The organism is Methylobacterium sp. JK268, assembly GCF_054052225.1.
Genome location: NZ_JBSVZN010000004.1, coordinates 255,316 through 280,136, shown reverse-complemented (window position 1 = coordinate 280,136; position 24,821 = coordinate 255,316). Strand labels below are relative to the sequence as shown.

20 protein-coding genes are annotated in these 24,821 nt (G+C 72.3%); 9 read left to right on the top strand and 11 right to left on the bottom strand.

Annotated features, from left to right (window positions below):
• Positions 1–65 precede the first annotated feature (65 nt).
• Positions 66–1,289 carry an acyl-CoA dehydrogenase family protein gene (locus ACW9J6_RS06825; RefSeq protein WP_457115691.1) on the top strand — a complete coding sequence of 408 codons (1,224 nt, stop codon included), beginning with the start codon at positions 66–68 and terminating at the stop codon, positions 1,287–1,289.
• A 19-nt stretch (positions 1,290–1,308) separates the two neighbouring features.
• Here ACW9J6_RS06825 and ACW9J6_RS06820 read toward each other — a convergent pair whose 3' ends face one another.
• Positions 1,309–2,091: a MetQ/NlpA family ABC transporter substrate-binding protein gene (locus ACW9J6_RS06820; RefSeq protein ID WP_457115690.1), complete on the bottom strand. Its 783-nt coding sequence runs from the start codon at positions 2,089–2,091 to the stop codon at positions 1,309–1,311.
• A gap of 513 nt (positions 2,092–2,604) precedes the next feature.
• On the opposite strand from ACW9J6_RS06820, the gene ACW9J6_RS06815 reads away from it, so the two are divergent.
• On the top strand, positions 2,605–3,555 hold the full coding sequence (locus ACW9J6_RS06815) for an aliphatic sulfonate ABC transporter substrate-binding protein (protein ID WP_457115689.1): 951 nt from the start codon (positions 2,605–2,607) through the stop codon (positions 3,553–3,555).
• Between the two features lie 604 nt (positions 3,556–4,159).
• On the opposite strand, the gene ACW9J6_RS06810 is transcribed toward ACW9J6_RS06815, so the two are convergent.
• Genes ACW9J6_RS06810 through ACW9J6_RS06800 form a run of 3 tightly spaced genes read right to left on the bottom strand, consistent with a single transcriptional unit; the run spans position 4,160 to position 7,188 of the window.
• The gene (locus ACW9J6_RS06810) at positions 4,160–5,194 is read right to left on the bottom strand and encodes an LLM class flavin-dependent oxidoreductase (protein WP_457115688.1); all 1,035 of its coding nucleotides are present in this window, start codon (positions 5,192–5,194) and stop codon (positions 4,160–4,162) included.
• 22 nt (positions 5,195–5,216) lie between these two features.
• Entirely contained in the window at positions 5,217–6,167 is a 951-nt protein-coding gene (locus tag ACW9J6_RS06805; protein ID WP_457115687.1) for an aliphatic sulfonate ABC transporter substrate-binding protein, read from the bottom strand.
• A gap of 10 nt (positions 6,168–6,177) precedes the next feature.
• Positions 6,178–7,188: a sulfonate ABC transporter substrate-binding protein gene (locus ACW9J6_RS06800; RefSeq protein ID WP_457115686.1), complete on the bottom strand. Its 1,011-nt coding sequence runs from the start codon at positions 7,186–7,188 to the stop codon at positions 6,178–6,180.
• Positions 7,189–7,575: 387 nt separating this feature from the next.
• Between ACW9J6_RS06800 and soxC the strand changes: the two genes are divergently transcribed.
• Both soxC and ACW9J6_RS06790 read left to right on the top strand, forming a co-directional pair.
• Positions 7,576–8,802, top strand: coding sequence for a sulfite dehydrogenase (gene soxC, locus ACW9J6_RS06795; protein WP_457115685.1), 1,227 nt, complete (start codon positions 7,576–7,578; stop codon positions 8,800–8,802).
• On the top strand, positions 8,792–9,352 hold the full coding sequence (locus ACW9J6_RS06790) for a c-type cytochrome (protein WP_457115684.1): 561 nt from the start codon (positions 8,792–8,794) through the stop codon (positions 9,350–9,352). Before soxC ends, ACW9J6_RS06790 begins: the two co-directional genes overlap by 11 nt.
• 617 nt (positions 9,353–9,969) lie before the next feature.
• Here ACW9J6_RS06790 and ACW9J6_RS06785 read toward each other — a convergent pair.
• The 6 genes from ACW9J6_RS06785 to ACW9J6_RS06760 form a co-directional block, all read right to left on the bottom strand.
• Positions 9,970–11,370 carry an FAD/NAD(P)-binding protein gene (locus ACW9J6_RS06785; protein WP_457115683.1) on the bottom strand — a complete coding sequence of 467 codons (1,401 nt, stop codon included), beginning with the start codon at positions 11,368–11,370 and terminating at the stop codon, positions 9,970–9,972.
• A 188-nt stretch (positions 11,371–11,558) separates the two neighbouring features.
• Positions 11,559–13,181, bottom strand: coding sequence for a chaperonin GroEL (groL, locus tag ACW9J6_RS06780; RefSeq protein ID WP_457115682.1), 1,623 nt, complete (start codon positions 13,179–13,181; stop codon positions 11,559–11,561).
• A 29-nt stretch (positions 13,182–13,210) separates the two neighbouring features.
• Positions 13,211–13,501 carry a co-chaperone GroES gene (groES, locus tag ACW9J6_RS06775; protein WP_457115681.1) on the bottom strand — a complete coding sequence of 97 codons (291 nt, stop codon included), beginning with the start codon at positions 13,499–13,501 and terminating at the stop codon, positions 13,211–13,213.
• Between the two features lie 313 nt (positions 13,502–13,814).
• A complete protein-coding gene (locus tag ACW9J6_RS06770; RefSeq protein ID WP_457115680.1) occupies positions 13,815–14,996 on the bottom strand; it encodes an acyl-CoA dehydrogenase family protein in 1,182 nt (393 codons plus the stop codon).
• Between the two features lie 50 nt (positions 14,997–15,046).
• Complete coding sequence (locus ACW9J6_RS06765) at positions 15,047–16,633, bottom strand: ABC transporter substrate-binding protein (RefSeq protein ID WP_457115679.1); 1,587 nt, start codon at positions 16,631–16,633, stop codon at positions 15,047–15,049.
• A 10-nt stretch (positions 16,634–16,643) separates the two neighbouring features.
• The gene (locus ACW9J6_RS06760; RefSeq protein ID WP_457115678.1) at positions 16,644–17,846 is read right to left on the bottom strand and encodes an LLM class flavin-dependent oxidoreductase; all 1,203 of its coding nucleotides are present in this window, start codon (positions 17,844–17,846) and stop codon (positions 16,644–16,646) included.
• A 142-nt stretch (positions 17,847–17,988) separates the two neighbouring features.
• On the opposite strand from ACW9J6_RS06760, the gene ACW9J6_RS06755 reads away from it, so the two are divergent.
• The 5 genes from ACW9J6_RS06755 to ACW9J6_RS06735 are packed head-to-tail and all read left to right on the top strand — an operon-like array spanning position 17,989 to position 23,432.
• On the top strand, positions 17,989–18,978 hold the full coding sequence (locus ACW9J6_RS06755) for an ABC transporter permease (RefSeq protein WP_457115677.1): 990 nt from the start codon (positions 17,989–17,991) through the stop codon (positions 18,976–18,978).
• Positions 18,975–19,910: an ABC transporter permease gene (locus ACW9J6_RS06750; RefSeq protein ID WP_457115676.1), complete on the top strand. Its 936-nt coding sequence runs from the start codon at positions 18,975–18,977 to the stop codon at positions 19,908–19,910. The genes ACW9J6_RS06755 and ACW9J6_RS06750 overlap by 4 nt, the downstream gene beginning before the upstream one ends.
• Positions 19,907–20,902 (top strand): ABC transporter ATP-binding protein, encoded by a 996-nt coding sequence (locus ACW9J6_RS06745; RefSeq protein ID WP_457115769.1) that lies wholly within the window; start codon positions 19,907–19,909, stop codon positions 20,900–20,902. Before ACW9J6_RS06750 ends, ACW9J6_RS06745 begins: the two co-directional genes overlap by 4 nt.
• The gene (locus ACW9J6_RS06740; RefSeq protein WP_457115675.1) at positions 20,899–21,831 is read left to right on the top strand and encodes an ABC transporter ATP-binding protein; all 933 of its coding nucleotides are present in this window, start codon (positions 20,899–20,901) and stop codon (positions 21,829–21,831) included. Before ACW9J6_RS06745 ends, ACW9J6_RS06740 begins: the two co-directional genes overlap by 4 nt.
• 8 nt (positions 21,832–21,839) lie before the next feature.
• A complete protein-coding gene (locus tag ACW9J6_RS06735) occupies positions 21,840–23,432 on the top strand; it encodes an ABC transporter substrate-binding protein (protein ID WP_457115674.1) in 1,593 nt (530 codons plus the stop codon).
• A 159-nt stretch (positions 23,433–23,591) separates the two neighbouring features.
• Here the strand turns inward: ACW9J6_RS06735 and metB are convergent, their stop codons facing one another.
• A complete protein-coding gene (gene metB / locus ACW9J6_RS06730) occupies positions 23,592–24,749 on the bottom strand; it encodes a cystathionine gamma-synthase (RefSeq protein ID WP_457115673.1) in 1,158 nt (385 codons plus the stop codon).
• Between the last annotated feature and the right edge of the window lie 72 nt (positions 24,750–24,821).

Here is a 24,821-nt window from a genome sequence, read left to right as displayed (position 1 = left end):
ATGTCTATCAGATGGATCGACTAACCGCCAGCGCGGCCCGCCGCGCGCCACGAGGAGCAGGAGCGATGTCGCAGGTTCAGGCAGGCTGGGGGGCGGGGCCGAGCACCCGCTACGAGGACCTGGCGGAGCGGTTCCGGCCGGTCTTCCGGCGCATCCGGGACACGGCCGCCGCGCGCGACCGGGAGCGGCGTCTGCCGCAGGAGGAGATCGCGTGGCTGCGCGAGGCCGGCTTCACCATGCTGCGCCTGTCCCGGGCGCAGAACGGCCACGACGCCACGCTGCCGGAGGTGTTCAACCTGCTGCTCGAGCTCTCGGCGGCGGATTCGAACGTCACCAACGCCCTGCGGGCGCATTTCGGCTTCACCGAGGATGCCTTGAACGCCCGCTCCCCGGCGTGGCGCGAGGCCTGGATCGCCCGGATCGCCCGCGGCGAGACGGTGGGGAGCGGGGTCTCGGAGGCCGGCTCCGCCAAGGTCGGGTCGTTCGAGACGGTGCTGCGCCGCGACGGCGCCGGCTGGCGGCTCAACGGCACCAAGTACTACACGACCGGCTCGCTCTTCGCCGACTGGATCCACCTCGCGGCCCAGGACGAGGCGGGCGAGCCGGTCGGGGCCGCGGTCCCGCGGCGGGCGGAGGGCGTCGAGGTGCTCGATGACTGGGACGGCTTCGGGCAGGCCCTCACCGCGAGCGGCACCGTGCGCTTCACCGACGTGGCGCTCGCGCCCGACCTCGTGAACCCGGATCCCGGGCGCTTCCGCTACGCGATGGCGTTCTTCCAGCTCGTGCACCTCGCGACGCTCGCCGGTATCGCGCGGGCGGCGGCCGAGGACGTGGCGCGCCTCGTGGGCGAGCGCAGCCGGATCTACAGCCACGGCAACGCCGCGCGCGTCGGCGATGACCCGCAGATCCTCCAGGTGGTGGGGCGCGTGCGCGGCGCGGCCTACGCGGCGGGCGCGGTGGCCCTGCGCAACGCCGAGGCGCTGCAGCGGGTCTACGACCTCGACCAGGCCGGCGACGCCGAGGGCGCGGAGGCCGCGGGCACGATCGCGGACATCGAGGTGAACCAGTCCGTGACGCCGGTGACGAGCCTCGTCCTCGACGCCACGACCCTGCTCTTCGACGCGCTCGGGGCCTCGGCCACGGCGCGCTCGCTCGGCCTCGACCGGTACTGGCGCAACGCCCGCACCATCGCCTCGCATAACCCGCGCATCTACCGCGACCGCCTCGTCGGGGACTTCGCCGTCAACGGCACGGTGCCGCCCAAGCAGTACCGCGTCGGGCAGGGATGAGGCCCGGCGCGGCGGGGGCTCACGCCCCCGGCCAGGCCGGCACGAAGCCCGGAAGCTTCTGCTCGATGAAGGCCTTCACCTGCGGGTCCTTGAAGGTCTCGACGAAGCGGCGCAGGCGGGGATCGTCCTTGCGGTCCTCGCGGGCGACGAAGCGCAGCACGAACTGGTCGTCCGCCGCGCGGTCGATCAGGAGCGCGGTGTTCGGGTCGCCGCCCGCGGCGAGGAGGTAGGTGAGGTTCACCATCGCCAGCGTCACGTCGTCGAGGGAGCGGTAGAGCTGCGCCGGATCGAGTTCGACGATGTCGAGCTTCTTCGGGTTGGCCGTGACGTCGAAGCGGGTGACGGTCAGGCCCTTGCCGGGCGCGAGCGTGATCAGCCCGGCCTTCTCCAGCAGCCGCAGGCCGCGCGCGCCGTTGAGCGGCTCGTTCGGGATCGCGACGGAGGCGCCGGCCGGCACCGCGTCGAGGGAGCGGATCTTCTTCGAGAACAGGCCGATCGGGGCGATCAGGCCGACCGGATCGACCTGCACCAGATTCGTGCCGCGCCGGGCGTTCTGGACCGCCAGGAAGGCCCCGTGCTGGAACAGGTTGGTGTCGAGGTCTCCGGCATTGACCGCCTCGTTCGGCGTGACCCAGTCGGTGAATTCGACCACCTCCACGCGCTGGCCGCGCTCCTTGGCGAGGCCGGCTGCGAACTGCACCACCTGCGCCACCGGGCCGGCCGTCACGCCGATCCGCAGGGGCCTGTCGTCGGCGCGCGCCGCGCCGAGGCCCACGAGGGCCACCAGGAGACCGAGCATCATCCGCCGCATCGGGCGCTCCACAAGTCAGAGAAAGACAAATATGCCCGCGTCGAGCGCGCGTCTGCTTGCGTCACAAGATGATCTTGCTCGCCGACGAGGGCATTGCTCATTCTCATGCGAACGGCGCGTCGATCAACAGAATGGATTACTCTTTTTCGGAGCGCCGACCGAAGGCCTTTCTCGCCAGGCCGGTCGCGGCGCGCATCTCCCACGGCGGAGCGCCCGCGCGTCCCGGCGGGCTGACGCGGCCCGTAAGGGGAACGATGACGCGCGACTGTGGAGGCGATCGCGCGCGTGAGGATTAAAACCCCTGCGGATGCGGCATTCGGCAGACGGGAATTCTCGAACGCCGCCGCTATTCGCCAATGTCCGTTCATTGACCCCATGCGGGCGACATCGCCACTATCCCACCGGTCGTCCTGCCGCGGCGCGTGCGCCGGTCTGCCGGTGGGGGACGCCGTCCCGAGCGTCGCCTCCCGCGGCGCGGGCGGGGCCGAGGAGATCGACACGCCCATGCCGCGCCCCGTCCGCATCCTCCTCGCCGCCCTGCTCCTCCTCGCGCCGCTCGCCGCCGCGGCCGGCGAGGGGCGCAGCCTCCGCCTCGGCTACCAGCGCTCCTCGACGCTGGCCGCGCTGCTGCGCGAGGACGGGTCCCTGGAGGCGGCCCTGAAGCCGCTCGGGGTCGGCGTGTCCTGGCACGAATTCACCAGCGGCCTCCCGATCATGGAGGCGCTCAACGTCGGCCAGATCGACGTCTCGGCCGACGTCGCCGACACCGTCCCGATCTTCGCGCAGGCGGCGCAGGCCCGGATCGCCTACGTGGCCGAGGAGGCGGCCTCGCCCGCCGCGCAGGCGATCCTGGTGGCGGGAGACTCGCCCGCGCGCAGCGTGGCCGACCTCAAGGGGCGCCGCGTCGCCGTGACGAAGGGGGCCGGCAGCCACTACCTGCTCCTCGCGGCGCTCTCCGCCGAGGGGCTCTCGCTCAAGAGCGTCACGCCCGCCTACCTCACCCCCGCCGACGGGCGGGCCGCGCTGGCGAGCGGCGGCGTCGAGGCCTGGGTCGCTTGGGACCCGTTCCTGTCCGCGGCGCAGGCGCAGGGGGGCGCCCGCATCCTGCGGGACGGCACGGGCCTGTCGCTCTACAAGCGCTACTACGTCGCCGCGGAGGCCTACGCGGCCGGGAACCCCGACGTGCTCTCCGTCCTGGTCGACCGCCTGCGCGAGGCCGGGCGCTGGGTGAAGGCGCATCCGGACGAGGCCGCCGCCCGCCTCGGGACCCTGTGGCGGCTCGATCCCGCCGTGGTCCGGCAGGCCAACGACCGCCGCTCCTACCGCGTCGGCACGGTCACCCGGGAGGGGCTCGCCGAGCAGCAGCGGATCGCCGACGCCTTCCGGGACGAGGGGCTGCTGCCCCGCCCGGTCGACGCCGCCGCCCTCCCGATCTGGGAGCCGCCGAGCCGCTGACGGGTCATCCCCGATCCGCTTGATCCCTCGGTGGTTGCTGCCGCCATCGCTGCGGGATGGCGGTGTGGGCTTGGCATTGTCGCCCTGGCGCGGGTCTCCCTCTCCCGCACGGGATACCGTGTGCACACATCTCGATTGCAGGCTCATCGAATGACCGTGCCTGGAGTGCGCGACAACCCTCATGCTGAGGTGCCGCGCAGCGGCCTCGAAGCACTCCAGAAGGGTCATCCAAGAGAAAAGATGCCTTGGACGAGATGCTACGGGGTGCTTCGAGGCTCGCTCCGCTCACACCTCAGCATGAGGAGGCGGTTGTATTGCCACTAAAGGAGTCTTATGCTTTATCTTTCGTTCTTGTTGTTATATCAAGGCTGGTGCGCATCCAGTATGTTCGGCCGAGAATTTGCCCCACAATGTCGATCAGTCCGTCAGGGCATACCCGCGGATCGGCCCTGATGCGCTCCCCGGAAGCTTCGCGACGGCTTCATCTATCATACTGACAAAGATGGATTTTTCGGAGTTGTGTGCACACGGTAGCTCACGCGGGAGAGGGGGACCCGAGATCGAAACTTGAACGTGACATCGATCGTTTGGAGCCCATTTCGAGTCAGGCGAGCAGGGGACGCACCCGCTCGGCGAAGCGGCGCATCTCCGCTTCGAAGGGCTGGAACTGCAGCATGAAGAGGTCGATGCCGGCGGCGTGGAAGGCCGCGAGCCGCTCCGCCACCGTGGCGTAGCTGCCGACCAGCCCCGCCGCCGTGCCGCCGTTGGTGCCCACAGCCCGCACCCGCGCCATGGTGCGGATCATCACCACTTCCGGGTCGACGCGGGTGCGGCTCGCCTCCCGCATGCCCGCGTCGCCGGCCGCGAGCGCGAGGAGCCGCGCGTGGTCGGCCTCCGCCTCCGCGTCGGTCTCGCGGGCGATCACGAAGGCCGAGAGGCCGAAGCGCAGCGGCGCCAGCGCGCGCGGGCGGGCCGCCGCATCCGCGATCAGGGCCCGCACCGCGTCGAGCGGCTGGCCGTTGATGAACCACACGTCGCTCTCCGCGGCCACGAGGGCGCGGGCGGGCTCGGACTCGCCCCCGAGATAGATCCGCGGACGCGCCCGGTGCGGGTCGGCGGGACGCAGGGCCACCCCGTCCACCCGGAAGTGCCGGCCCTCGTGGCTCACCCGCTCGCCCCGCATCAGGCGCGAGACGAGGCCGATCCACTCGGCCCCGTAGGCGTAGCGCGCGTCGTGGGCCGGGAACGGCAGGCCCGCCGCCTCGAATTCCGTGGCGTTCCAGGCGTTGACGAGGTTGAGCGCGAAGCGTCCGGCGCTGATGTGCTCGATCTGCAGCGCCATCTTGGCGAGCACCACCGGGTGGAACAGGCCGGGCTTGATCGCCGCGATCAGCTCGATCCGCCGCGTCAGGGCGGCGAGCGCCGCCGTGGCGGTCCAGGTTTCCAGCTGGTCGCGGGTCTCGTCGTAGGGGTTCACGAGGTGCTGGGCCACCAGCACCGAGTCGTAGCCCAGCGCCTCCGCCTCCAGCACCAGAGCCCGGTTGCGCTCCCAGGAGGCGTCGTCCGGCTCGTCCGGGTCGTTGTGCGCCGCCCGGCTGCCGTGGACCGGCGCCCAGACGCCGAAACGGGGTGACGTCATCGGACCGTCCTCGCGGGCATGCTCAGCCGCGCGTCCCGGGGTGCCAGAGCGGCACGGCGGTCGCGTCGATGCGGCGGGGGATCAGGCCGGCCTCGAAGAAGGTGTCGGCGATCACCTGCTGCTCGCCCAGCCCCTCCCGCAGCACGGGCTTCACCGCGTAGCTGCGGCGGGCGTTCACCGTCTCGACGATCGGCAGAGGCACATCGCCCCAGAGCGGGGAGAGGCGCGCGGCCGCCTCCTGCGGGTTGCCCTTCACCCACCGGCCGGCCTCGGCCAGCGCCTCGTAGACCACCCCGACGACCTCCGGATGCGCCTGCGCGAAGGAAGTTTGGACCGTATAGTAGCGGTTGTAGCTGGAGAAGCCGGTCGCGTCCGCGATCACCCGCACCTCGCCCTTCGCCTGCGCGATGGCGAGGAACGGATCCCAGATCACCCAGGCGTCCAAGCTGCGGCGCTCGAAAGCCGCCGCCCCGTCGGGCGCGTTCAGCGGCGCCGCCGTGATGTCGGCCGGCGTGAGGCCCGCGCGCTTGAGGGCAGCGGTCAGGATGAAGTGGCAGCCCGAACCGCGCTGGAACCCGACGGTCCGGCCCTTGAGGTCGGCCACCGTCCGGATCGGTGAGTCGGCGTGCACGATGATCGCTTCGGCGGCCGGGGAGGGGTCCTCCTTGGCGTAGAAGGTGAGGGGCGCGCCGGCCGCCTGGGTGAAGATCGGCACCGCGTCGGCGACGTCCGCGTGGAAGTCGGTGCTGCCCGCGTTCATCGGCTCGATGACGCTGTTGAACAGGTGCCAGCTGACCCCGAAGCCCTGACCGGCGAGGCGCCGCTCCAGCGTGCCGTCGGTTTTGAGGATCGTGAGCAGCGTCGAGGACCGCTGGTACGCGAAGCGGATCACCGGGGCGGCCCGCACCAGGGCCGGGGCGGCCACGACGCCGGCGAGGCCGCCGAGGATGCTGCGGCGCGCGGGGTTCCGCATCGCCGGCGCCTCAGCTGCCGGGCCGCCGCACCGCCTCGGCGATGCTGAGAGGCTTCGGCAGCAGGCCGAGCCGGTGGAAGGCGTCCGCGACCCGCTGCTGGTCGGCGACCGCGGCCGCGTCGAGGGGCGCCACCCCGTAGGTCTGGCGCCGCAGCGCCACGGTGAGGATCGGCGCCGGGATCCCGACCAGTGGCGCGAGTTCCCGCGCCACCGCGTCGGTGTTGTCCTTGGCCCAGGCGTCGATCTCGCCGATGGCCGCGAGCGTCGCGTCGAGGGCCTTGCCGTGCTCCACTACGAAGGCGCGTCGCGACAGGTAGAACTGGCGGTTCGGCACCAGGTCCTCGCCGGTCGTCAGGGTGCGGGCCGCGTGGGCCTGCTCACCCGCCGCCAGGAAGGGGTCCCAGATCGCCCAGGCATCGACGCTGCCCCGCGCGAAGGCCGCGCCCGCGTCGGCCGGGGCCAGGAAGGCGAGCTTCACCTGGTCGTAGGGCACGCCCGCCTGCTCCAGGGCCCGCACCACCAGGAAGTGCACGTTCGAGCCCTTGTTGAGGGCGATCGTGCGGCCGCGCAGGTCCGCTACGCTCCGCACCGGGCTGTCCTTCGGGACCAGGATCGCCTCGCCCTTGGGCGCGGGGGGCTCGTTCGCCACGTAGACGAGGCTGTCGCTCGCCGCCTGCGCGAAGATCGGCGGTGCCTCGCCGGTCGAGCCGAGATCGATCGCGCCCGCGTTCAAGGCCTCGAGCAGGGGAGGGCCCGAGGGGAATTCGGCCCAGACCACCCGGTAGCCCAGCGGCTTGAGACGCTGCTCGAGCAGGCCCTTGCCCTTCAGGAGCACCAGCGTGCCGTATTTCTGGTAGCCCACCCGGATGACCTGCTCCTCGGCCCGGGCCGTGAGCACCGTGACGAACAGGAAGGCGAAGGCCGATAGCAGGAGCCAGGTCGCGAGGAGTCGCTTCTCGACCAGGCGAGGGGCGAACAGGGTCTTGCGCCGGAGGGACCGGCGGGCCGCGATCGCGGGCATGAGAGCACTCCGCTCGGAGCGGCCGCCCGCGTCGCGAGGGGGCGGAGATCCGCGTTCCGGATGGGCCACTGTCGCCGGCGCGGCAGCGCGGGGTCAATGAAATCGTATTTCGATTTTGCCCTGAGCCATAACAAGACCGTCTCGTGTATGACGGGAAACGGAGAAGAAGTCTCTGAGGCTGCCCTGTCGCCACGCGATGCACCGGTCGATGTCGGGATTGCGGAGGCGATTCATCGCGAACGTGGTCCCATCTGGGCGCGATTTGTCGAATAACATTCTTGTTTTGATCGCATAAACGCGAAATCATCCTCTTCCGTGCTGTGGCCGTGCGTGACATCGTGCGGGTCCCGCGCGTCGGCTCCCGATTGTCCCGGAACGGACCCCACCATGTCATCGCTCTCCCGCCTGCGGCTCGGCCGCCGCGGCCTTCTCCTGGGTGCGCTCGGCCTCGGCGGCCGCGCGGTCGCGGGCGAGGCGCCGCTCGACGTGCCGCCCTGGACCCGCGCGCAGGGCGCCCCCGTCGCGAGTCCGGGCTACGGCGTGCCCTCGCCCTACGAGCGCCTCGTGCGCCGGCCGCGCACGCCGCCGCCCTTCCCGGGCGCGGCGTCGAGCGGCACGCCGCTGCAGCACCTGTCCGGCATCGTCACGCCGAATGGGCTGCACTACGAGCGCCACCACGCGGGCGTGCCGGCGATCGACCCGGAGCGGCACCGCCTCGTGGTGCACGGTCTGGTCGAGCGCCCGCTGATCCTGACCATGGACGACCTCGTCCGCCTGCCCTCCGTGTCGCGCCTGCATTTTCTCGAATGCTCGGGCAACACGCCGGGCTGGCAGAAGGGCGATCCGGCCTGGACCGTGCAGGACACGCACGGGCTGCTGAGCTGCGCCGAGTGGACGGGCGTGCTCCTCTCCACGCTCCTCGACGAGGTCGGCCTCGCGCCCGGCGCCGCCTGGATCCTGGCCGAGGGGGCGGACGGGGCCGCCATGAGCCGCTCGATCCCGCTCCCGGTCGCCCTCGACGGCGCGATCCTCGCCTACGCGCAGAACGGCGAGCGGCTGAGGCCCGAGCAGGGCTATCCCCTGCGGCTGTTCCTGCCCGGGCTGGAGGGCAATCTCAGCATCAAGTGGCTGCGGCGGTTGAAGGTCGGCGACCAGCCGTTCCAGACCCGGGAGGAGACCTCCAAGTACACCGATCTCATGCCGGACGGCAGCGCGCGCCAGTTCAGCTTCGTGATGGAGGCGAAGTCCGTCATCACCGCGCCCTCGGGCGGCCATCAACTGCGCGACCCCGGCTCCTACGAGATCTCCGGCCTCGCGTGGTCGGGGCGGGGGCGGATCACCGCGGTCGACGTCTCGGCCGACGGGGGCGCGACCTGGCGGCCCGCGGCGCTGCAGGAGCCGGTGCTCCCGCGCTGCCTCGTGCGCTTCCGCCTGCCCTGGGAGTGGGACGGCGGGCCGGCGCTGCTGCAGAGCCGCGCCACCGACGAGACCGGCTACCGCCAGCCGCCGCGTGCCGCTCTCGTCGACGCGCGCGGGGTGAACTCCGTCTACCACTACAACGGCATCTATGGCTGGCAGGTCGCGGCCGGCGGGAGCGTGCGCCATGTCGCGTAACGGGATTCCGGCCGCCCTGCTGCTGTGCCTCGCCACTTGCCTCGCCGCTTGCCTCGCCGTCGCGGCCGAGGGGCCCGGGCCGCACCGGCTCGGCCGTCCGGCGGATCCGGCCGCCATCGCCGCCTGGGACATCGACGTGCGGGCGGACGGGGCGGGGCTGCCGCCCGGCCGCGGCAGCGTGGCGGAGGGACGGGCGCTGTTCGCGAGCCGGTGCGCGGGCTGCCACGGCGCGGCGGGGGAGGGCGGGGCCGCCGACCGGCTCGTCGGCGGGCGGGGCACGCTCGCCAGCGCCAAGCCGGTGCGCACCGTCGGCAGCTACTGGCCCTACGCCACGACCTTGTTCGACTACGTGCGCCGGGCGATGCCCTTCGACGCCCCGCAATCCCTCGCGAACCCCGAGGTCTACGCCGTCTCGGCCTACCTGCTGCACCTCAACGGCATCCTGCCGGCGGACGCCGTCCTCGACGCGGAGAGCCTGCCGCGCGTGGCGATGCCGAACCGCGACGGCTTCGTGCCGGATGCGAGGCCGGACGTGCCGCCGGCGCCGTGAGGCGCGTGGGGATGAACCCTCCTCCCTCGGCGGCGCGGCTGTCCGGGGACAATCCAGGGCTCCTCAGGATTCTCGTCGATCTCCGAAAAATGCGACTTTGATAAAAAATGACGATGGCCCGGTTCGCGCGGAATTGCCTCTTCCGAGTGGGCCACCGTGTGCGCACAGCATTGGAAAAAATGTTCCGTATCAGTCAGACTTCGAGCGGATCCGTCATCGCTCAGCCGTATCAACTGCGTGATGACGGACCCGGTCGATTTCATCCACTCAACTGATGGTGAGCCACAGCTTCAAATCCGGCTGATGGCAACAAACCCAATTCCTCATGCTGAGGTGCGACCGAAGGGAGCCTCGAAGCACCCCCAACTGTCAATCCAAGAGAAGAGTGCATTGGATACACTGTTCTGGGGTGCTTCGAGGCTCCCTTTGGTCGCACCTCAGCATGAGGAGTGTTGTGTTTTCCAGCAGCGTTCACGGGAGAGGGGTTCCCCGCGACAGACCCGGCAACCGTCATGTGCCGGCGAACGTATCTGCCGTTTCGTTATTTTTCGCGTCCTGTAAATCCGCTGGCCCGCGTGGGAGGGGGAATAGCCGGCCAGCTGCGCAGCAGCGCAAAGTCACGCAACGCCCGCCCGTCGGACGGGGCGCGACGCCTCGACCTCGGCGGCGACCAGACCCGCCACCTCCACCGCCTGGTTGCGGATGTCGGGGACGGCGACGCATTCCCAGAGGGTGCCGCGCAGGAGCGGCCCGAGCGTCCACAGCCACCGGTCGTGTCGCGTGCCGCGCAGCCGGTAATCCCGTCCGACGTCGAGCCCGAGCCCGAACGGCCCCGGCCGCGCGAGGCCGCGCGCGGCGAGGCGGCGCAGCAGCGGGTCCCGGCTCTCGGCGATCGGCCCGATGCCGGTCGCGTCGAGGATCGCCTGAACCGGCAGCACGTGAGCGTCCGCGGCGCCGCGCGGCCGGATCGTCACCGCGGCCTCGTCCGGCGCGTCGGCGATGGCGAGGATCCGCCCGGCCCGCACCTCCAGGCGCCCGGCCGCGATCTCCTCCGCGAGCGAGGCGGCCGCGGGCGGCGCGGCCCGGTGGCGGTGCACGTCCCAGAACGGGCGGAGGTGGCGCAGGAAGCGGGCGCGTTCCGCGTGGGGAAGGGCGCGCCAGATGTAGTCCACGATCGGGCGCAGCGCGTCGATCACGTCGCGCCAATGCCCGCCCGCCGCCTCGGCCGCGGCGATCTCCCGGCGGATGCGCCGCGTCAGCCGGGTGAGCGACGCGAGGTCGTCGGGGGCGAGGTCGGGCACCGGCCAGGACCCGGACGGCCCGTGGGTGGTCGGCAGCAGCCCGCGGCGCGAGAGGGCGAGGATCTTGCCCGTGAAGCCGCGCCCGCGGAGGGACGCCACCGCGTCGACCATGGTGAGCGCGGTGCCCACCACCAGCACCGGCCGGTGCGGGTGCAGCCGGCCGAAGGCATCGGGATTCCAGGGGTCGAGGCGGTGGACGCTCGGCGGCGCGCCGGGTCCGGCCACGTGCCCCATCGCGAGCACCGCGCCGGCCACCGGGAAGGCCTGTCCGCCCTCGGTGCGCAGCGTGAAGCCGGCCGGTCCGGGTTCGAGGTCGATGACGGCGTCGTGGACGAGGCGCAGGCGGGGCCTGCCCTGCGCGGTGAGGGCCGCGGTGAGGAGTCCCGCCAGGTAGCGCCCGTAGAGGCCGCGCGGCGCGAAGGTCCCGGCCGGCGTGCGGCGGATCCCCGCCACGTCCTCGGCCTCGGCCGGGTCGGCCGCGAGCTGCGCCAGCCAGCCCGAGAAGTGGTTCGGCCGGTCCGGGAAGGCGCTCATGTTGGCGACGCGCAGGTTCAGCAGGTGGTCCGCCGCCCGCGTGCCGTAGGCGAGGCCGCGCCCGAAGGCGTCGCCGCGCTCGCACAAGAGCACGGACCAGGTCCGGGGCAGGGCGGCGAGCAGGTGGAGCGCCGCCATGCTGCCGCTGAAGCCGGCGCCCACGACCGCGATGACGGGGTTCATCGCGCGGCCCTCAGCGCATGAGGAAGGTCAGCGTGGCGAGGATCAGGGTCGCGCAGGCCAGGATGACGAGGAAGCCGACGCTCGGCTCGGAGGGATGGACGGGAGCGATCGGGTCGTCGGGCAGCTGCATCACGGTCTCCGTGCGGACGCGGGGGAGGGGCGCCTCCGCCGGAGGCGCCCCGGAGACGTCAGAAATCGACCCCGCCGGGAGCGGGCAGCGCCGGCTTCTCCTTCGGCCGCTCGGTCACCAGCGCCTCGGTCGTCACCAGCAGGCCGGCCACCGAGGCGGCGTCCTGCAGGGCGGTGCGCACGACCTTCGCCGGGTCGACGATGCCGGCCTCGATCAGATCGACGTAGGTCTCGCGCTGCGCGTCGAAGCCGTAGGTGTCGGAATCGCTCTCGTTGACCTTGGCGACCACGATCGAGCCCTCGACGCCGGCATTGGCGGCGATCTGGCGGATCGGCGCTTCGAGGGCCTTGAGCACGATCTTGATCCCCGCCGCGACGTCCGGATTGGGGCTGTGCAGGGCCGAGACCGCCCCGCGGGCGCGCAGCAGCGCGGTGCCGCCGCCCGGCACGATGCCCTCCTCGATCGCCGCCCGGGTGGCGTTGAGCGCGTCGTCGACGCGGTCCTTCTTCTCCTTGACCTCGACCTCGGTGGCGCCGCCGACCCGGATCACCGCCACGCCGCCCGCGAGCTTGGCGAGACGTTCCTGCAGCTTCTCCCGGTCGTAATCCGAGGTCGTCTCCTCGATCTGCGCCTTGATCTGCGCCACCCGCGCGGCGATCTCGGGCTTCTCGCCCGCCCCGTCGACGACCGTGGTGGTCTCCTTCTCGATCCGCACGCGCTTGGCCCGTCCGAGCTGGCCGAGGGTGACGTTCTCGAGCTTGATGCCGAGATCCTCCGAGATGACCTGGCCGGCCGTGAGGATCGCGATATCCTCCAGGATCGCCTTGCGCCGGTCGCCGAAGCCCGGCGCCTTCACGGCCGCGATCTTGAGGCCGCCGCGCAGCTTGTTGACCACCAGGGTCGCCAGCGCCTCGCCCTCGACGTCCTCGGCGATGATCAGCAGCGGCTTGCCCGACTGCACCGCCGCCTCCAGCACCGGCAGCAGCGGCTGCAGGGACGAGATCTTCTTCTCGTGGATCAGGATGTAGGGTTCGTCGAGTTCCGCGATCAGCTTCTCGGCGTTGGTCACGAAGTAGGGCGAGAGGTAGCCGCGGTCGAATTGCAGGCCCTCGACCACGTCGAGCTCGGTCTCGGCGGTCTTGGCCTCCTCGACCGTGATCACGCCCTCCTTGCCGACCTTCTCGACGGCTTCGGCGATCAGGCGCCCGATCTCCGCGTCGCCGTTCGCCGAGATGGTGCCAACCTGCGCGATCGCATCCGAGGCCGTGACCTTGCGCGAGCGGCCGGCCACGTCCTGGATCGCCGCCGCCACGGCGAGGTCGATGCCGCGCTTGAGGTCGAGCGGGTTGAAGTTCGCCGCGACCGCCTTGGCGCCCTCCTTGACGATGGCCTGGGCCAGCACGGTGGCCGTGGTGGTGCCGTCACCGGCGAGATCGTTGGTCTTCGAGGCGACCTCTCGAAGGAGCTGGGCGCCCAGATTCTCGAAGCGGTCCTCCAGTTCGATCTCCTTGGCGACGGTGACGCCGTCCTTGGTGATGCGCGGCGCCCCGAAGCTCTTCTCGATCACGACGTTGCGGCCCTTGGGGCCGAGCGTCACCTTCACGGCGTCCGCCAGGATGTCGACGCCGCGCAGCAGCCGCTCGCGCGCGTCGGCGGAGAATTTCACGTCCTTCGCAGCCATATCCGTCCTCGTCTCTCAGATGATCATGCTCACGCGGCGATCACGCCGAGGATGTCGGTCTCCTTGAGGATCAGCAGATCCTCGCCGTCGACCTTGACCTCGGTTCCCGACCACTTGCCGAACAGCACCCGGTCGCCGGCCTTCACGTCGAGGGGCACGACCGTGCCGCTGTCGTCCCGTGCGCCGGGGCCGACGGCGACGACCTCGCCCTCCTGCGGCTTCTCCTTGGCGGTGTCGGGAATGATGATGCCGCCCTTGGTCTTCTCCTCGCCGTCGAGGCGCCGGAGGAGCACGCGGTCGTGCAGGGGTCGAAACGCCATGGGTCGCTGGTCCTGTCGCTGGTCCTGTCGGGATGGGGTCGGGAGGGCCGAGGCGCCGTCCCGATACCGTCAGGGTGTCCGGCCGCGTTCTTCATGTCAACGAGATTGTTCTTTTTAAAGAACGACCCGACGGAGTGGAGTGTTCGCGCCGGGGCGACCGCCGGGGGGAGGATCTCTGCGGAGGGTCTCGCGGCCCCTGAGGCGCGCGAGGCCGTGCGGCCGGGGCGGGCTCCCATCGCAGTCGCCGGGGCGTCGCGCGACCGTGCGAGAGATGTCGTCCACCCGCCGCCGCTTCGGCCGCGCGAAGCGCCGCTCACTGAAAGATGCCCGGCTCCGGGTAGGCGCCGGTGAGGAACCACGTGCCGGTGTTGCGGATCTTGTACTCGGCCGGATTGTGCAGGGTGTGGGTGCGGACGTTGCGCCAGAACCGATCGAAGCCGTAGGCGCGGGCGGACGAGCGCGCGCCCATGACCTCGAAGATCGTGCTCGTCACGTCGAGGGCGACCGCGCCCGCGTGGGCGTTCGCCGCCGCCATGGCGATCGCCGCCTCGCCGCGCTCGGCCTCCGTGAGGTCGCGCCCGCGGGCGAAGGCCGCGTCGATGGCGTCGAGCGCCCGGTCGGCGAGCAGCGTCGCGGCCTGCGTGCGGATGTAGAGGTCGCCGTAGGTGCGCTTCACCCAGGGGTCATCGACGTGCTCGGCCACGCCCGAGTGGATCCAGGGCCGGGAGGACGTGCGCGTGTAGTCGCGTGCGGCGAGGAGCGCCCCCTGCGCGCTGCCGACGAAGACGTTGAGCAGCACGCCCTGTTGCTGCAGCACGCCGAGGCTGCGGTAGGGCAGGCCCCTGTCGTGCGCGGTGTCGAACACCTCGCTCGCATGCACCTTGAGGTCCGCGAAGGTGACGCGCCCGCTCCCCGTCTGGCGCTGGCCGATGGCGTCCCAATCGTCCTCGACGATGATGCCGGGTCGGTCCGCCGGCACCGCCGCGAAGGTCGGCTCCCCGGTCTCCGCGTCGAGCCACGCGATGACGAGGCGGTCGGCGACGTGAGAGCCCGACGTGAAGGGCTTGAACCCGTTCACGGTGATCCACTCGCCCTCGCGCCGGCCGAACAGCGTCTTCGAGAAGGAGTTGCGGGCGTTGCCCCAGAACCAGTTGCCCTGCGCCGAGCGCCGCCAGAGGTCGGCGGCCTGCTCCGGCGAGCCGAGGAGATGCGCGGCGTTCACCGAGCCGAAATGGTAGCCGAAGAGGTGGCCGAGCGAGCCGTCCACCTTGGCGAATTCCCGCACGATGCGCAGGGCGCTCGACCAGGGCTCGCCGTGGCCTCCCTGCGCGCGCGGGATCAGGAGCTTGAGGAGCCCGCTCTCCTTGAGGAGGCGCAACTGCTCCACCGGCCGCCCGCCCGCCTGGTCCCGCTCGACCGCGTCGCGCGCAAAGATGTCCCGCAGGTCCGCCGCCCTGGCGAGGAAGGGATCGGAGAGGTCTGGATCGAACGTCATGCCCTTTCGCTCCTCGCGGGCTCGAGCAGAACTGCCCCCTGCAACGCTGCTCATGACTCCAGCCACACGTCCGCGAAGCCGTCGGACGGGCCGTCGATGGTGGTGGGGTGGTTGGCGACGCGGCGGTTGAGGATCGTGAGGTTCGCGCCGGTCACGAGGTTGATGTCGGGCAGGTCGCGCGCGACGATCATCTGGAAGTCGCGGAACAGCGCCCGGCGCCGCGCCGGATCGGCCTCGACCGCCGCCGCTTCGAGGAGGCGGTCGACCTCCGGGTTGGCGTAGCCCGAGCCGTTCGAGAAGGGCACGCCCGGCTTGAAGTTCTTCGACCAGTAGAGCCGCTGCACCCCGACCGTCGGGTCGAAGGAGTGGCTCATGCCGTTGCTCATGAAGTCGAAGGCGCGGTCGGTGTAGGTGCGCTTGAACCAGGTCGGGACGTCCTGCGCCCGCAGCGTCACGCCGATCCCGACCTTGCCGAGCGCCTGGCGGGTGTAGACCCCGAGCTGCTGGTAGGCCTCGCTGTAGGGCATGTAGTCGTGCGCGACCCGGAAGCGCACGCCGTCCGCCCCGCGCGGGAAGCCCGCCTGGTCGAGGAGCGCCTCGGCCCGGCCCGGGTCGTAGGGATGCTGCGGGACGTCCGGCGCGTGGAAGGCCTTGAGCGCCGGGCTGATCGCCGAGGGCGCGCTGGCGCCGTAGCCGTAGAAGACGAGCCGGGTGATCGCCTCGCGGTCGACGGCATGCGCCACGGCCTGCCGCACCGCGAGGTGGCGGAAATAGGGGTTCGCGAGGTTGAACTCCAGCCGGTAGACGATCGGCTGGTAGTCGTAGCCCCTCGGCTCGATCAGCAGGTGCGGCAGGGCCCTGAGCCGGTCGAGTTGGGCGAGCGGCACCGGCGTGTCGGGGGCGAAATGGACCTCGCCGGTCTCGAGGGCCGCGGCGCGCGCGTTCGCGTCGGCGATGAACCGCACCACGATCCGGTCGAGGAAGGGCTTGTCCGGATCCCAGTAGCGCGGATTGCGCTCGTACAGGATGTGGCTGCCCTGAACCCATTCGCGGAACACGAAGGGGCCGGTGCCGACCGGGGCCTTGCCGTTCGGGCTGCCGAGCGGGTCGCCGTCGCGGTAGCGATGGCGGGGTACGATCGGCGTCTCGGCGGCGGTGAGCGCCGCGAGCAGGTAGGGCGCGGGCTTGGCGAGCACGATCTCCGCGGTGAGCGGATCGGGCGTCAGCACCTCCGTCACGCTGGCGAAGGTGCCGCGCCCGCGCGGGTGGTGCTCCTTGAGGAGCCGGATCGAGTGCGCGACGTCGGCCGAGGTGAAGGGCTCCCCGTCGTGCCACGAGACGCCCGGGCGCAGGGCGAACCGGTAGCGCAATCCGTCCTCGCTGACCGACGATCCGGTGGCGAGCTGGGGCCTGGGGCGGAAATCGAGGTCGAAGGCGAGCAGGCCCTCGGTCACCTTCGGGCTCACCCGGGTGGTCGGGCCGGCCGTGTGGGTGAGGCTCACCAGGATCGGCGGCTCGGGCTGGATCACCATCACGAGGGTGCCGCCCCGACGCGGCGCGGCGGCGCGGGCAGCGGACAGGCCGAGGGGCAGGGCGGCAAGGCCGCCCGCGAGGGCGCGGCGGGTGAGGGCGGTCACGGCGCGTCGCTCAGGCGGGGAGGGGTGCGGGCGCGCGGCGCAGTCCCGCCTCGCGCATCAGCGGCAGCACCCGCTCGCCGAAGAAGGCGAGGTCCGGCGCGAAGTCGTAGAAGCTGACCTGCAGGCCGTCGATGCCGGCGCGGTGCAGGGCCGCGAACTGCTCCACCACCTGCTCGGGCGACCCGATCACCCGGATGTTGCCGCCGATCACCCCGTAGGGGTCGGGCCGGCCCTCGCGGCCCTTCCAGGCATGGGCATCCGAGTCGAAGGTGCGGAAGCCCTTCGGGCTGCGGGCATCGGCGTGGGCCACGATGGCGTCGGCCTGCGCCCAGGCTTCCGCTTCCGTCTCGCGGCAGATCACCAGAGGATTCAGGAGCGTGCGCACCTCGCGCCCCACCGCCCGCGCCGCCGCCTTCACGGATGCCGTGTGGGCCGGCAGGGCGTCGAGCGCGCTGTCGATGTCCGCGCCCGCCGGGCTCGTGACGAAGACGATGTCCGAGTAGCGCCCCGCGAAGGCGATGCCGGCGGGCGAGCCGGTGGCGTTGACGAGGATCGGCCGGCCGTAGGCGGGCTTCGGCGTGACGAAGCCGCCCTGCAGGCGCCAGGGGGATTCGCCCGCGAACGAGACATTCTCCTCGTCCTGCCAGAGCCGCTGCAGCACCTCGACGAACTCGGCGGCGAGCGCGTAGCGGCGGTCGTGCTCGATGCGGCTCCAGCCGAACATCTCGTGCTCCACCGCCCGGTGACCGGTGACGAGGTTGAGGCCCCAGCGCCCGCCCGAGATGTGGTCGAGGGTGGCGCCGAACTTCGCGAGGTGGAGCGGGTGCCACGGCCCGTAGAGGACGTGGAGCGTCGAGATCAACAGGATCCGCCGCGTCACCGCGGTGAGCGCCGCCATGGTGGTGAAGGAATCGAGCGCCTGCCCGTCGAGGACGCCGCCGTAGCCGCCCTTCGGCAGCCACTGCGAGAGCGCGAAGACGAGGTCGAAGCCCAGCCGCTCGGCCGTCAGCACGAGGTCGCGGTTGTAGTCGAAGCGCCAGTCGGTCGTGCGCGGCAGCGTCGAGGCCGTCCAGCCGCCCGCCTGGATCGGCAGGAACAGGCCGAGCAGCAGCGGCTGGGCGAGGGCCCGGGAGAGGGGCGAGTCCGGGAAATCCGTCGGGCTCGCGAAGCCCGGCCAGCCGACGAGGGCGCCGGGGGAGTGGGTGAGGGTCATGCGGGTCCGCTCGGGGGCGTGGCGGGATGGATCCCGACCGTCGTTTCCCCGCGATCCTATAGTTGACAAAAATGATCGACAATATGAATTTCGCGGATGCCGAGCGGGCCCTTTCGGAGGCCTGCGCGCACCGGAGCCGCCCTTGCCCTCTCCCGGCCGCCTCATCCTCGCCTTCGGACGCATCCTCGCCGACGCGGTGCCGACGGTGCTGGCCGTCCTGGTGGTGGATTTCTTCCTGCTGAGGCTCGCGCCGGGCGACGCGGCGGACGTGCTCGCGGGCGAGTCCGGCTCCGCCACCGAGGAGACGCTGGCCGCGCTCCGCTCACGCTTCGGCCTCGACCTGCCGGTGCTCGACCAGTTCCTCGCCTACCTGAACAACCTCGCGCATCTGAGCCTCGGCGTCTCGCCCCGCTACAACATGCCGGTGGCCGAGCTGATCGGGCAGCGGCTGCCCGGCACCCTGCTGCTGATGGGCCTGAGCCTCGCGCTCGCCCTCCTGCTCGGGATCGCCTGCGGCGTCGCGATGGCGCGCGCGCCGGGTGGTCTCCTCGACCGGGCGCTCTCGGTGGCGGCGCTGCTGTTCTACTCGATCCCGGGCTTCTGGATCGGCCTGATGCTGATCGTGCTGTTCTCCGTGAAGCTCGGCTGGCTGCCGAGCGGCGGCTCGCGCAGCATCGGGGCGAACCTGACCGGGCTCCCGGCGCTGGCCGATCAGATCCGCTACCTCATCCTGCCCGGCCTCTCCCTCGCACTGTTCTACGTGGCGATCTACGCCCGCCTCGTGCGGGCCGCGATGCTGGAGGTGCGGTCGCAGGACTACGTCCGCACGGCGGCCGCCAAGGGCCTGTCGCCGCTCCAGATCACGCTCCGGCACGTCCTGCGCAACGCGCTCCTGCCGGTCACCACGGTGGCGGGGCTGCATGTCGGCGGCCTGCTGGGCGGGGCCGTGGTGGTCGAGACGGTCTATTCCTGGCCGGGGCTCGGGCGCCTCGCCTTCGAGGCCGTGATGGCGCGGGACTTCGCGGTCCTGCTCGGCATCCTGCTCCTCTCCTCCCTCCTCGTCATCGCGGTGAACATGGCCGTGGACCTGCTCCAGGCCGCGCTCGATCCGCGTATCGGAGCGCGCGCATGACTCTCGGCTCGGCGGCGCTGCGACGCCTCGACCCGCCCGCGCGGCCCGCAGCGCTCCCGGCGCCGGACATCGCGCCCCTTCCGGCGCCGAACCGGCACCGGGCGTGGCGCGCCTTCCTGCGCAACCCGACCGCGCTCGCGGGGCTCGCGCTCCTCGCCGCCCTTGCGGCTCTGGCGGCGCTCGCGCCCGTCCTCTACCCCGGCGACCCGCTCGACATGGTGGCGCAGCCCTTCCTGTGGCCGGGCGCGGATCCGGGCTATCCGCTCGGCACCGATTCCCTCGGGCGCGACGTGGCGGCCGGGATCGCCCACGGGGCGCGCGTCTCGCTCCTGGTCGGCGTGACGGCGGCCGCGATCGGCCTCGCGGCGGGGATCCTGGTCGGCGCGGCGGCGGGCTATCGCGGCGGGCGCACCGACGCCCTGCTCGGCCGGCTGATCGTGCTGTTCCAGACCATCCCGCCCTTCATCCTGCTCGTCGTGCTGGTCGCGATCGCCCAGCCCTCGGTCGCCACGATCACCCTCTCTATCGCGGCGACCTCCTGGCCGACGGTCGCCCGGCTCACCCGGGCGGAGTTCCGGTCGCTGCGCGAGAAGGACTTCGTCACCGCCGCGCGCGGGCTCGGCTACGGGCCGGTGCGGATCGTGCTCGGAGAGATCCTGCCGAACGCGCTTCCGCCGATCATCGTCACGGCCTCCGTGATGGTGGCCTCCGGCATCCTGATGGAATCGGCCCTGTCCTTCATGGGGCTCGGCGATCCCAACACCGTCACCTGGGGCAGCATGATCGGCTCCGGGCGCGAGGTGCTGCGCACGGCCTGGTACCTGACCGCGCTGCCCGGCCTCGCGATCGTGGTGAGCGTGCTCGCCCTGAACCTCGTGGGCGACGGGCTCACCGACGCGCTCGATCCGCGCCTGTCCGGAGAGGAGCGCTGAGCATGCTTCTCGATGTCAGGGATCTCGGCATCGCCTTCGCGCGCAGCCAGCCGGTGCGGGGATTGAGCCTCGCGGTGGCGCAGGCCGAGACCGTGGCGCTCGTCGGCGAGTCCGGCTCGGGCAAGTCGCTCACCGCGCTCGCCCTGATGCGCCTGCTGCCGCCGGGCGGGCGGATCGTGTCGGGGACGATCCGGTTCGACGGGCAGGACCTCGCGGCCCTGCCCGAACGGCGCCTGCGCCGGCTGCGCGGGCGCGAGATCGGCATGGTGTTCCAGGAGCCGATGACGGCGCTCAACCCGGTCCTGCCGGTCGGACGGCAGATCGCCGAGGTGGTGCGCCGTCACGAGGGGCTCCCGGCGCGCGCGGCGCGGGAGCGGGCGGTCGCGCTCCTCGACCGGGTCCGCATCCCGGACCCGCACCGGCGGGTCGACGCCTATCCGCACCAGCTCTCGGGCGGCATGCGCCAGCGGGTGATGATCGCCATGGCGGTGGCCTGCGCTCCCCGCCTGCTCATCGCCGACGAGCCCACGACGGCGCTCGACGTCACCATCCAGGCGCAGGTGCTGGACCTCATCGACGGTCTGCGCCGCGACCTCGGCATGGCCGTGCTGCTCATCACCCACGACCTCGGCGTGGTGGGGCAGTGGGCCGACCGCGTCGTGGTGATGTATGCGGGCCGCAAGGTCGAGGAGGGCCGGCCGGAGGCGCTGTTCGCCGACCCGCTCCACCCCTACACGCGGGGGCTCCTCGCCTGTGCGCCGCGGCTCGGGGCGTCCCCTTCGGGCGCGGTGCTGCCGGAGATCCCGGGCTCGATCGCCTCGGCGGCCCGGGAGCCCGGCTGCCCCTTCGTGCCGCGCTGCCCGCTCGCGCAGCCCTCCTGCCGGGCCGCCGCGCCGCCCGCGCTGGCGCGGCCCGACGGGCGGCTCGTGGCCTGCCCGGTCGCGGCGCCCGCCTCCGTCGCCGCGCTCCTGCCGCGCGAGGCGGTCGCGTGACGCTCCTCTCCGCCACCGGCCTCTCCACCGCCTACGGGCCGCCCGGACGGGCCGTGCGCGCCGTCGACGGCATCGATCTGTCGATCGCGCGGGGCGAGACGGTGGGGCTCGTCGGCGAATCCGGCTGCGGCAAGTCGAGCGTGGGCAGGAGCCTGCTGCGCCTCGTCGAACCGGCGGCCGGCCGCATCGTCTTCGACGGCCTGCCCGTCCGGGACCTGAGCGGACGGGGCCTGCGCGCCTACCGGCGCCGCGCCCAGATGGTTTTTCAGGACCCCTTCGCGTCCCTGAACCCGCGCCACACGATCGCGGCCGCCCTCGAAGGCCCTCTCGCGGTGCACGAGCGGATCGGGCGCGCGGAGCGTCGCGCCCGGGTCCGGGCGATGCTCGACCGGGTCGGCCTGCCGCAAGCGGCCCTGTCGCGCTATCCGCACGAGTTCTCGGGCGGACAGCGCCAGCGCATCGGCATCGCCCGCGCCCTGGTGCTGCGACCCGACCTCGTCGTCTGCGACGAGCCCGTCTCGGCCCTCGATCTCTCGATCCAGGCGCAGATCCTGAACCTGCTCTCCGCGATGAAGCGCGAGTTCGGGCTCTCCTACCTGTTCATCTCGCACGATCTGTCGGTGGTGAACCACGTCTCCGACCGGGTGCTGGTGATGTATCTCGGCCGCATCGTCGAGACCGCGCCGACCCGGCGCCTGCTCGGCGCGCCGCGCCACCCCTACACCCGCGCGCTGCTCGACGCGGTGCCCGACCCCGCCCGCCGCCGGCAGGCGCCGCCGCTCCAGGGCGACCTGCCGAGCCCGACCGACGTGCCGCCCGGCTGCCGCTTCCACCCGCGCTGCCCGCTCGCGACGGATCTCTGCCGCCGCGAGGACCCGCCCCTGCGCCTCCTGGCGCCCGACCACGCCGCCGCCTGCCACCACGCCTGAGCCCTCCTATGACCCTGACCCGCCGCGACCTCACCCGCCTCCTCGCTTCCGGCGCCGCCGGAGCGGTCCTGCCGGGCGCCGCCCGCGCCGCGGGGCCGGTGCGCGGGGGCACGCTCAACTGGGTGTTCTTCCCCGAGCCGCAGGCGATCATCGCCATCAACACCTCGTCCGGCACCGGCCAGACCATCGGCACCAAGATCAACGAGGGCCTGCTCTCCTACGCCTACGACCTGTCGCCCCGGCCGCAGCTCGCCACGGAGTGGTCGATCAGCCCGGACGGCCTGCGCTACCGCTTCGCGCTCCGCCGCGGCGTGACGTGGCATGACGGGGCGCCCTTCACCGCCGACGACGTCGCCTTCTCGGTCTGGCGCCTCAGGGAAGCGCATCCGCGCGGGCGCATCACCTTCGCCAACGTGACCGAGGTGCTGACTCCCGACCCTCACACCGCCGAGATCGTGCTGTCGCGGCCGGCGCCGTTCCTGATCACCGCGCTGGCGGGCGCCGAATCCCCGATCGTGCCGCGCCACGTCTACGAATCCCTGCGTCCCGCCGACAGCGCGCCCGCCTCCCGCACCTTCGGCACCGGCCCCTTCGTGCTGAAGGAATGGGTGCCCGGCAGCCACCTCCTGTTCGAGCGCAACCCGCATTACTGGGACGAGGGCAAACCCTACCTCGACCGGATCGTGATGCGGATCATCACCGATCCGGCGGCGCGGGCCGCCGCCTTCGAGGCGGGCGAGGTCGATCTCGGCCTCAACCCGGTGCCGCTCGCCGACCTCGCGCGGCTCAAGGCGCTGCCGAAGCTCGTGGTCGACACCACGACCTACGCCTATTCGGGGCCGCAGACCCAGCTCTTCTTCAACCTCGACACCCCCCTGCTGCAGGATTTGCGCGTGCGTCAGGCGGTGGCGCACGCGATCGACCTCAAGGCCCTGCTGGCCGCCGTGTATTTCGGCTACGGCACGGTCTCGCCGACGCCCGTGAGCGTGGTCCACCCGAAATTCCACGACGCGACGCTCGGGCCGGTGCCCTTCGATCCGCGCCGCGCGGAGGCGCTCCTCGACGAGGCCGGCCAGCGGCGGGGCGCGGGCGGCGTCCGGTTCCCGCTCCGTCTCACCGTCAACCCCTTCCTGGAGGGGCGCTACGGCGACTTCGTGCGTCAATCGCTCTCCCGGATCGGCATCGCGGTCGATTTCCAGCGCTACGACCTCGCCACCTACCTGACCCGGGTCTACCAGGACCGCGCCTTCGACCTAACGATCGAATCGCTGTCGAACACCTTCGACCCGACGCTCGGCGTGCAGCGCGCCTATTGGTCGAAGAACTTCAAGCGCGGGCTGCCCTTCTCGAACGCGGCCCACTATGCCGACCCGGAGGCCGATCGCCTGCTCGAGGAGGCGGCGGTCGAGCGCGACGAGGACAAGCGCCGCGCCCTCTTCGTCGCCTTCCAGCGCCGCATCCGGGCCGACCTGCCCTCCGTCGACCTGATCGCGCCGTCCGGCGTCATCGTGGCCCATCGCAAGGTCAAGGATTACGCGCCGGGCGCGGAGGGGCTGACCGGCACCTTCGCCGACCTCTACATCGACCCGAGCGAAGCCTGACCGCCGACAGCGCGCTGGGGCGAGGCCGCGCACGAGGCGTGGCGACCGGCAGACGATCTCGTTCGCCCAGGCGCCGCGACGGCCAGCCCGCCGGGACCCGACGAGGGGCGAGGCTGGATGCGCCGGCCAGCGCCCGCGCGTCACCCAAGCGGGGGGCGGTCAGCGGGCGGCGTCCAGGGCCTGGGCGAGGTCGGCCACCAGATCCTCCTCGGCTTCGAGCCCGACCGACAGCCTGAGCAGGCCGTCGTGAACGCCGGCGCGATCCCGGGCCTCCCCGTCCATGGCCGCATGGGTCATGCTCACCGGGTGGGCGACGAGGCTCTCGACCCCGCCGAGCGACTCGGCAAGGGTGAAGACCCGCAGCCGCCCGACGACGGCCCGCGCGGCCTCCCGCCCGCCCGCCAGCGCGACGCTCAGCATCGCCCCGAACCCGCTCTGCTGCGCCTTCGCGAGGGCGTGCCCCGGATGGGTCGGCAGGCCCGGATAATGCACGCGCGCCACCGCCGGATGCGCGGCCAGGAAGGACGCGACGGCCGCCGCGTTCGCCTGCTGGCGCTCCACGCGCGCGAACAGCGTGCGGATGCCGCGCAGCGTCAGGTAGGCGTCGAAGGGCGAGCCGGTGACGCCGGTGGTGTTCGCCCAATCGGCGAGCGTCGCGCCGAGCGCGGCCTCCGCGGCCACCACCGCGCCCCCGATCACGTCCGAATGGCCGTTGAGGAACTTCGTGGTGGAGTGGACGACGAGGTCGGCCCCGAGCGCGATCGGCTGCTGCAGGGCCGGGGACAGGAACGTGTTGTCGACGATCAGGAGCGCCCCCGCGTCCTTGGCGCGCGCGGCCGTGCGGCGGATGTCCACGATCCGCATGAGCGGGTTGCTCGGCGTCTCGACGAGCACGAGGCGGGGCCGCTCGGCGAGGGCCGCGGCCAGGGCGTCCTCGTCGGTCTGGTCCACGAAGGTGACGCGGTAATGGCCCTTGGCGGCGCGCTGGCTCAGCAGCCGGTGGGTGCCCCCGTAGCAATCGTGCGGCGCGACCAGGAGGTCGCCGGGCGAGAGCGGCGAGAGCGCGAGGTCCAGGGCCGCCATCCCGCTCGCCACCACGATGGCGCGCGCGCCGCCCTCAAGCTTGGCGAGGGTGTCGGCAAGCTGGTCGCGGGTCGGGTTGCCGAGCCGCGAGTAATCGTGCGCCCGCGCAACCTCGAAGCCCTCGAACGCGAAGGTGGTCGAGAGGTAGAGCGGCGGGGTGACGGCCCCGAACGCGGTGTCCGTGCCGATTCCGTTCGCGGCGGCGATCGTCCGCGCAGCCTTCCGATGGTCCACGATCGAACTCTTCCTGTCCGGAGCCTCCGCGCCCGAGCGCGGTTCGTGCCCCGGGGCCCCCGGAGCACGTGT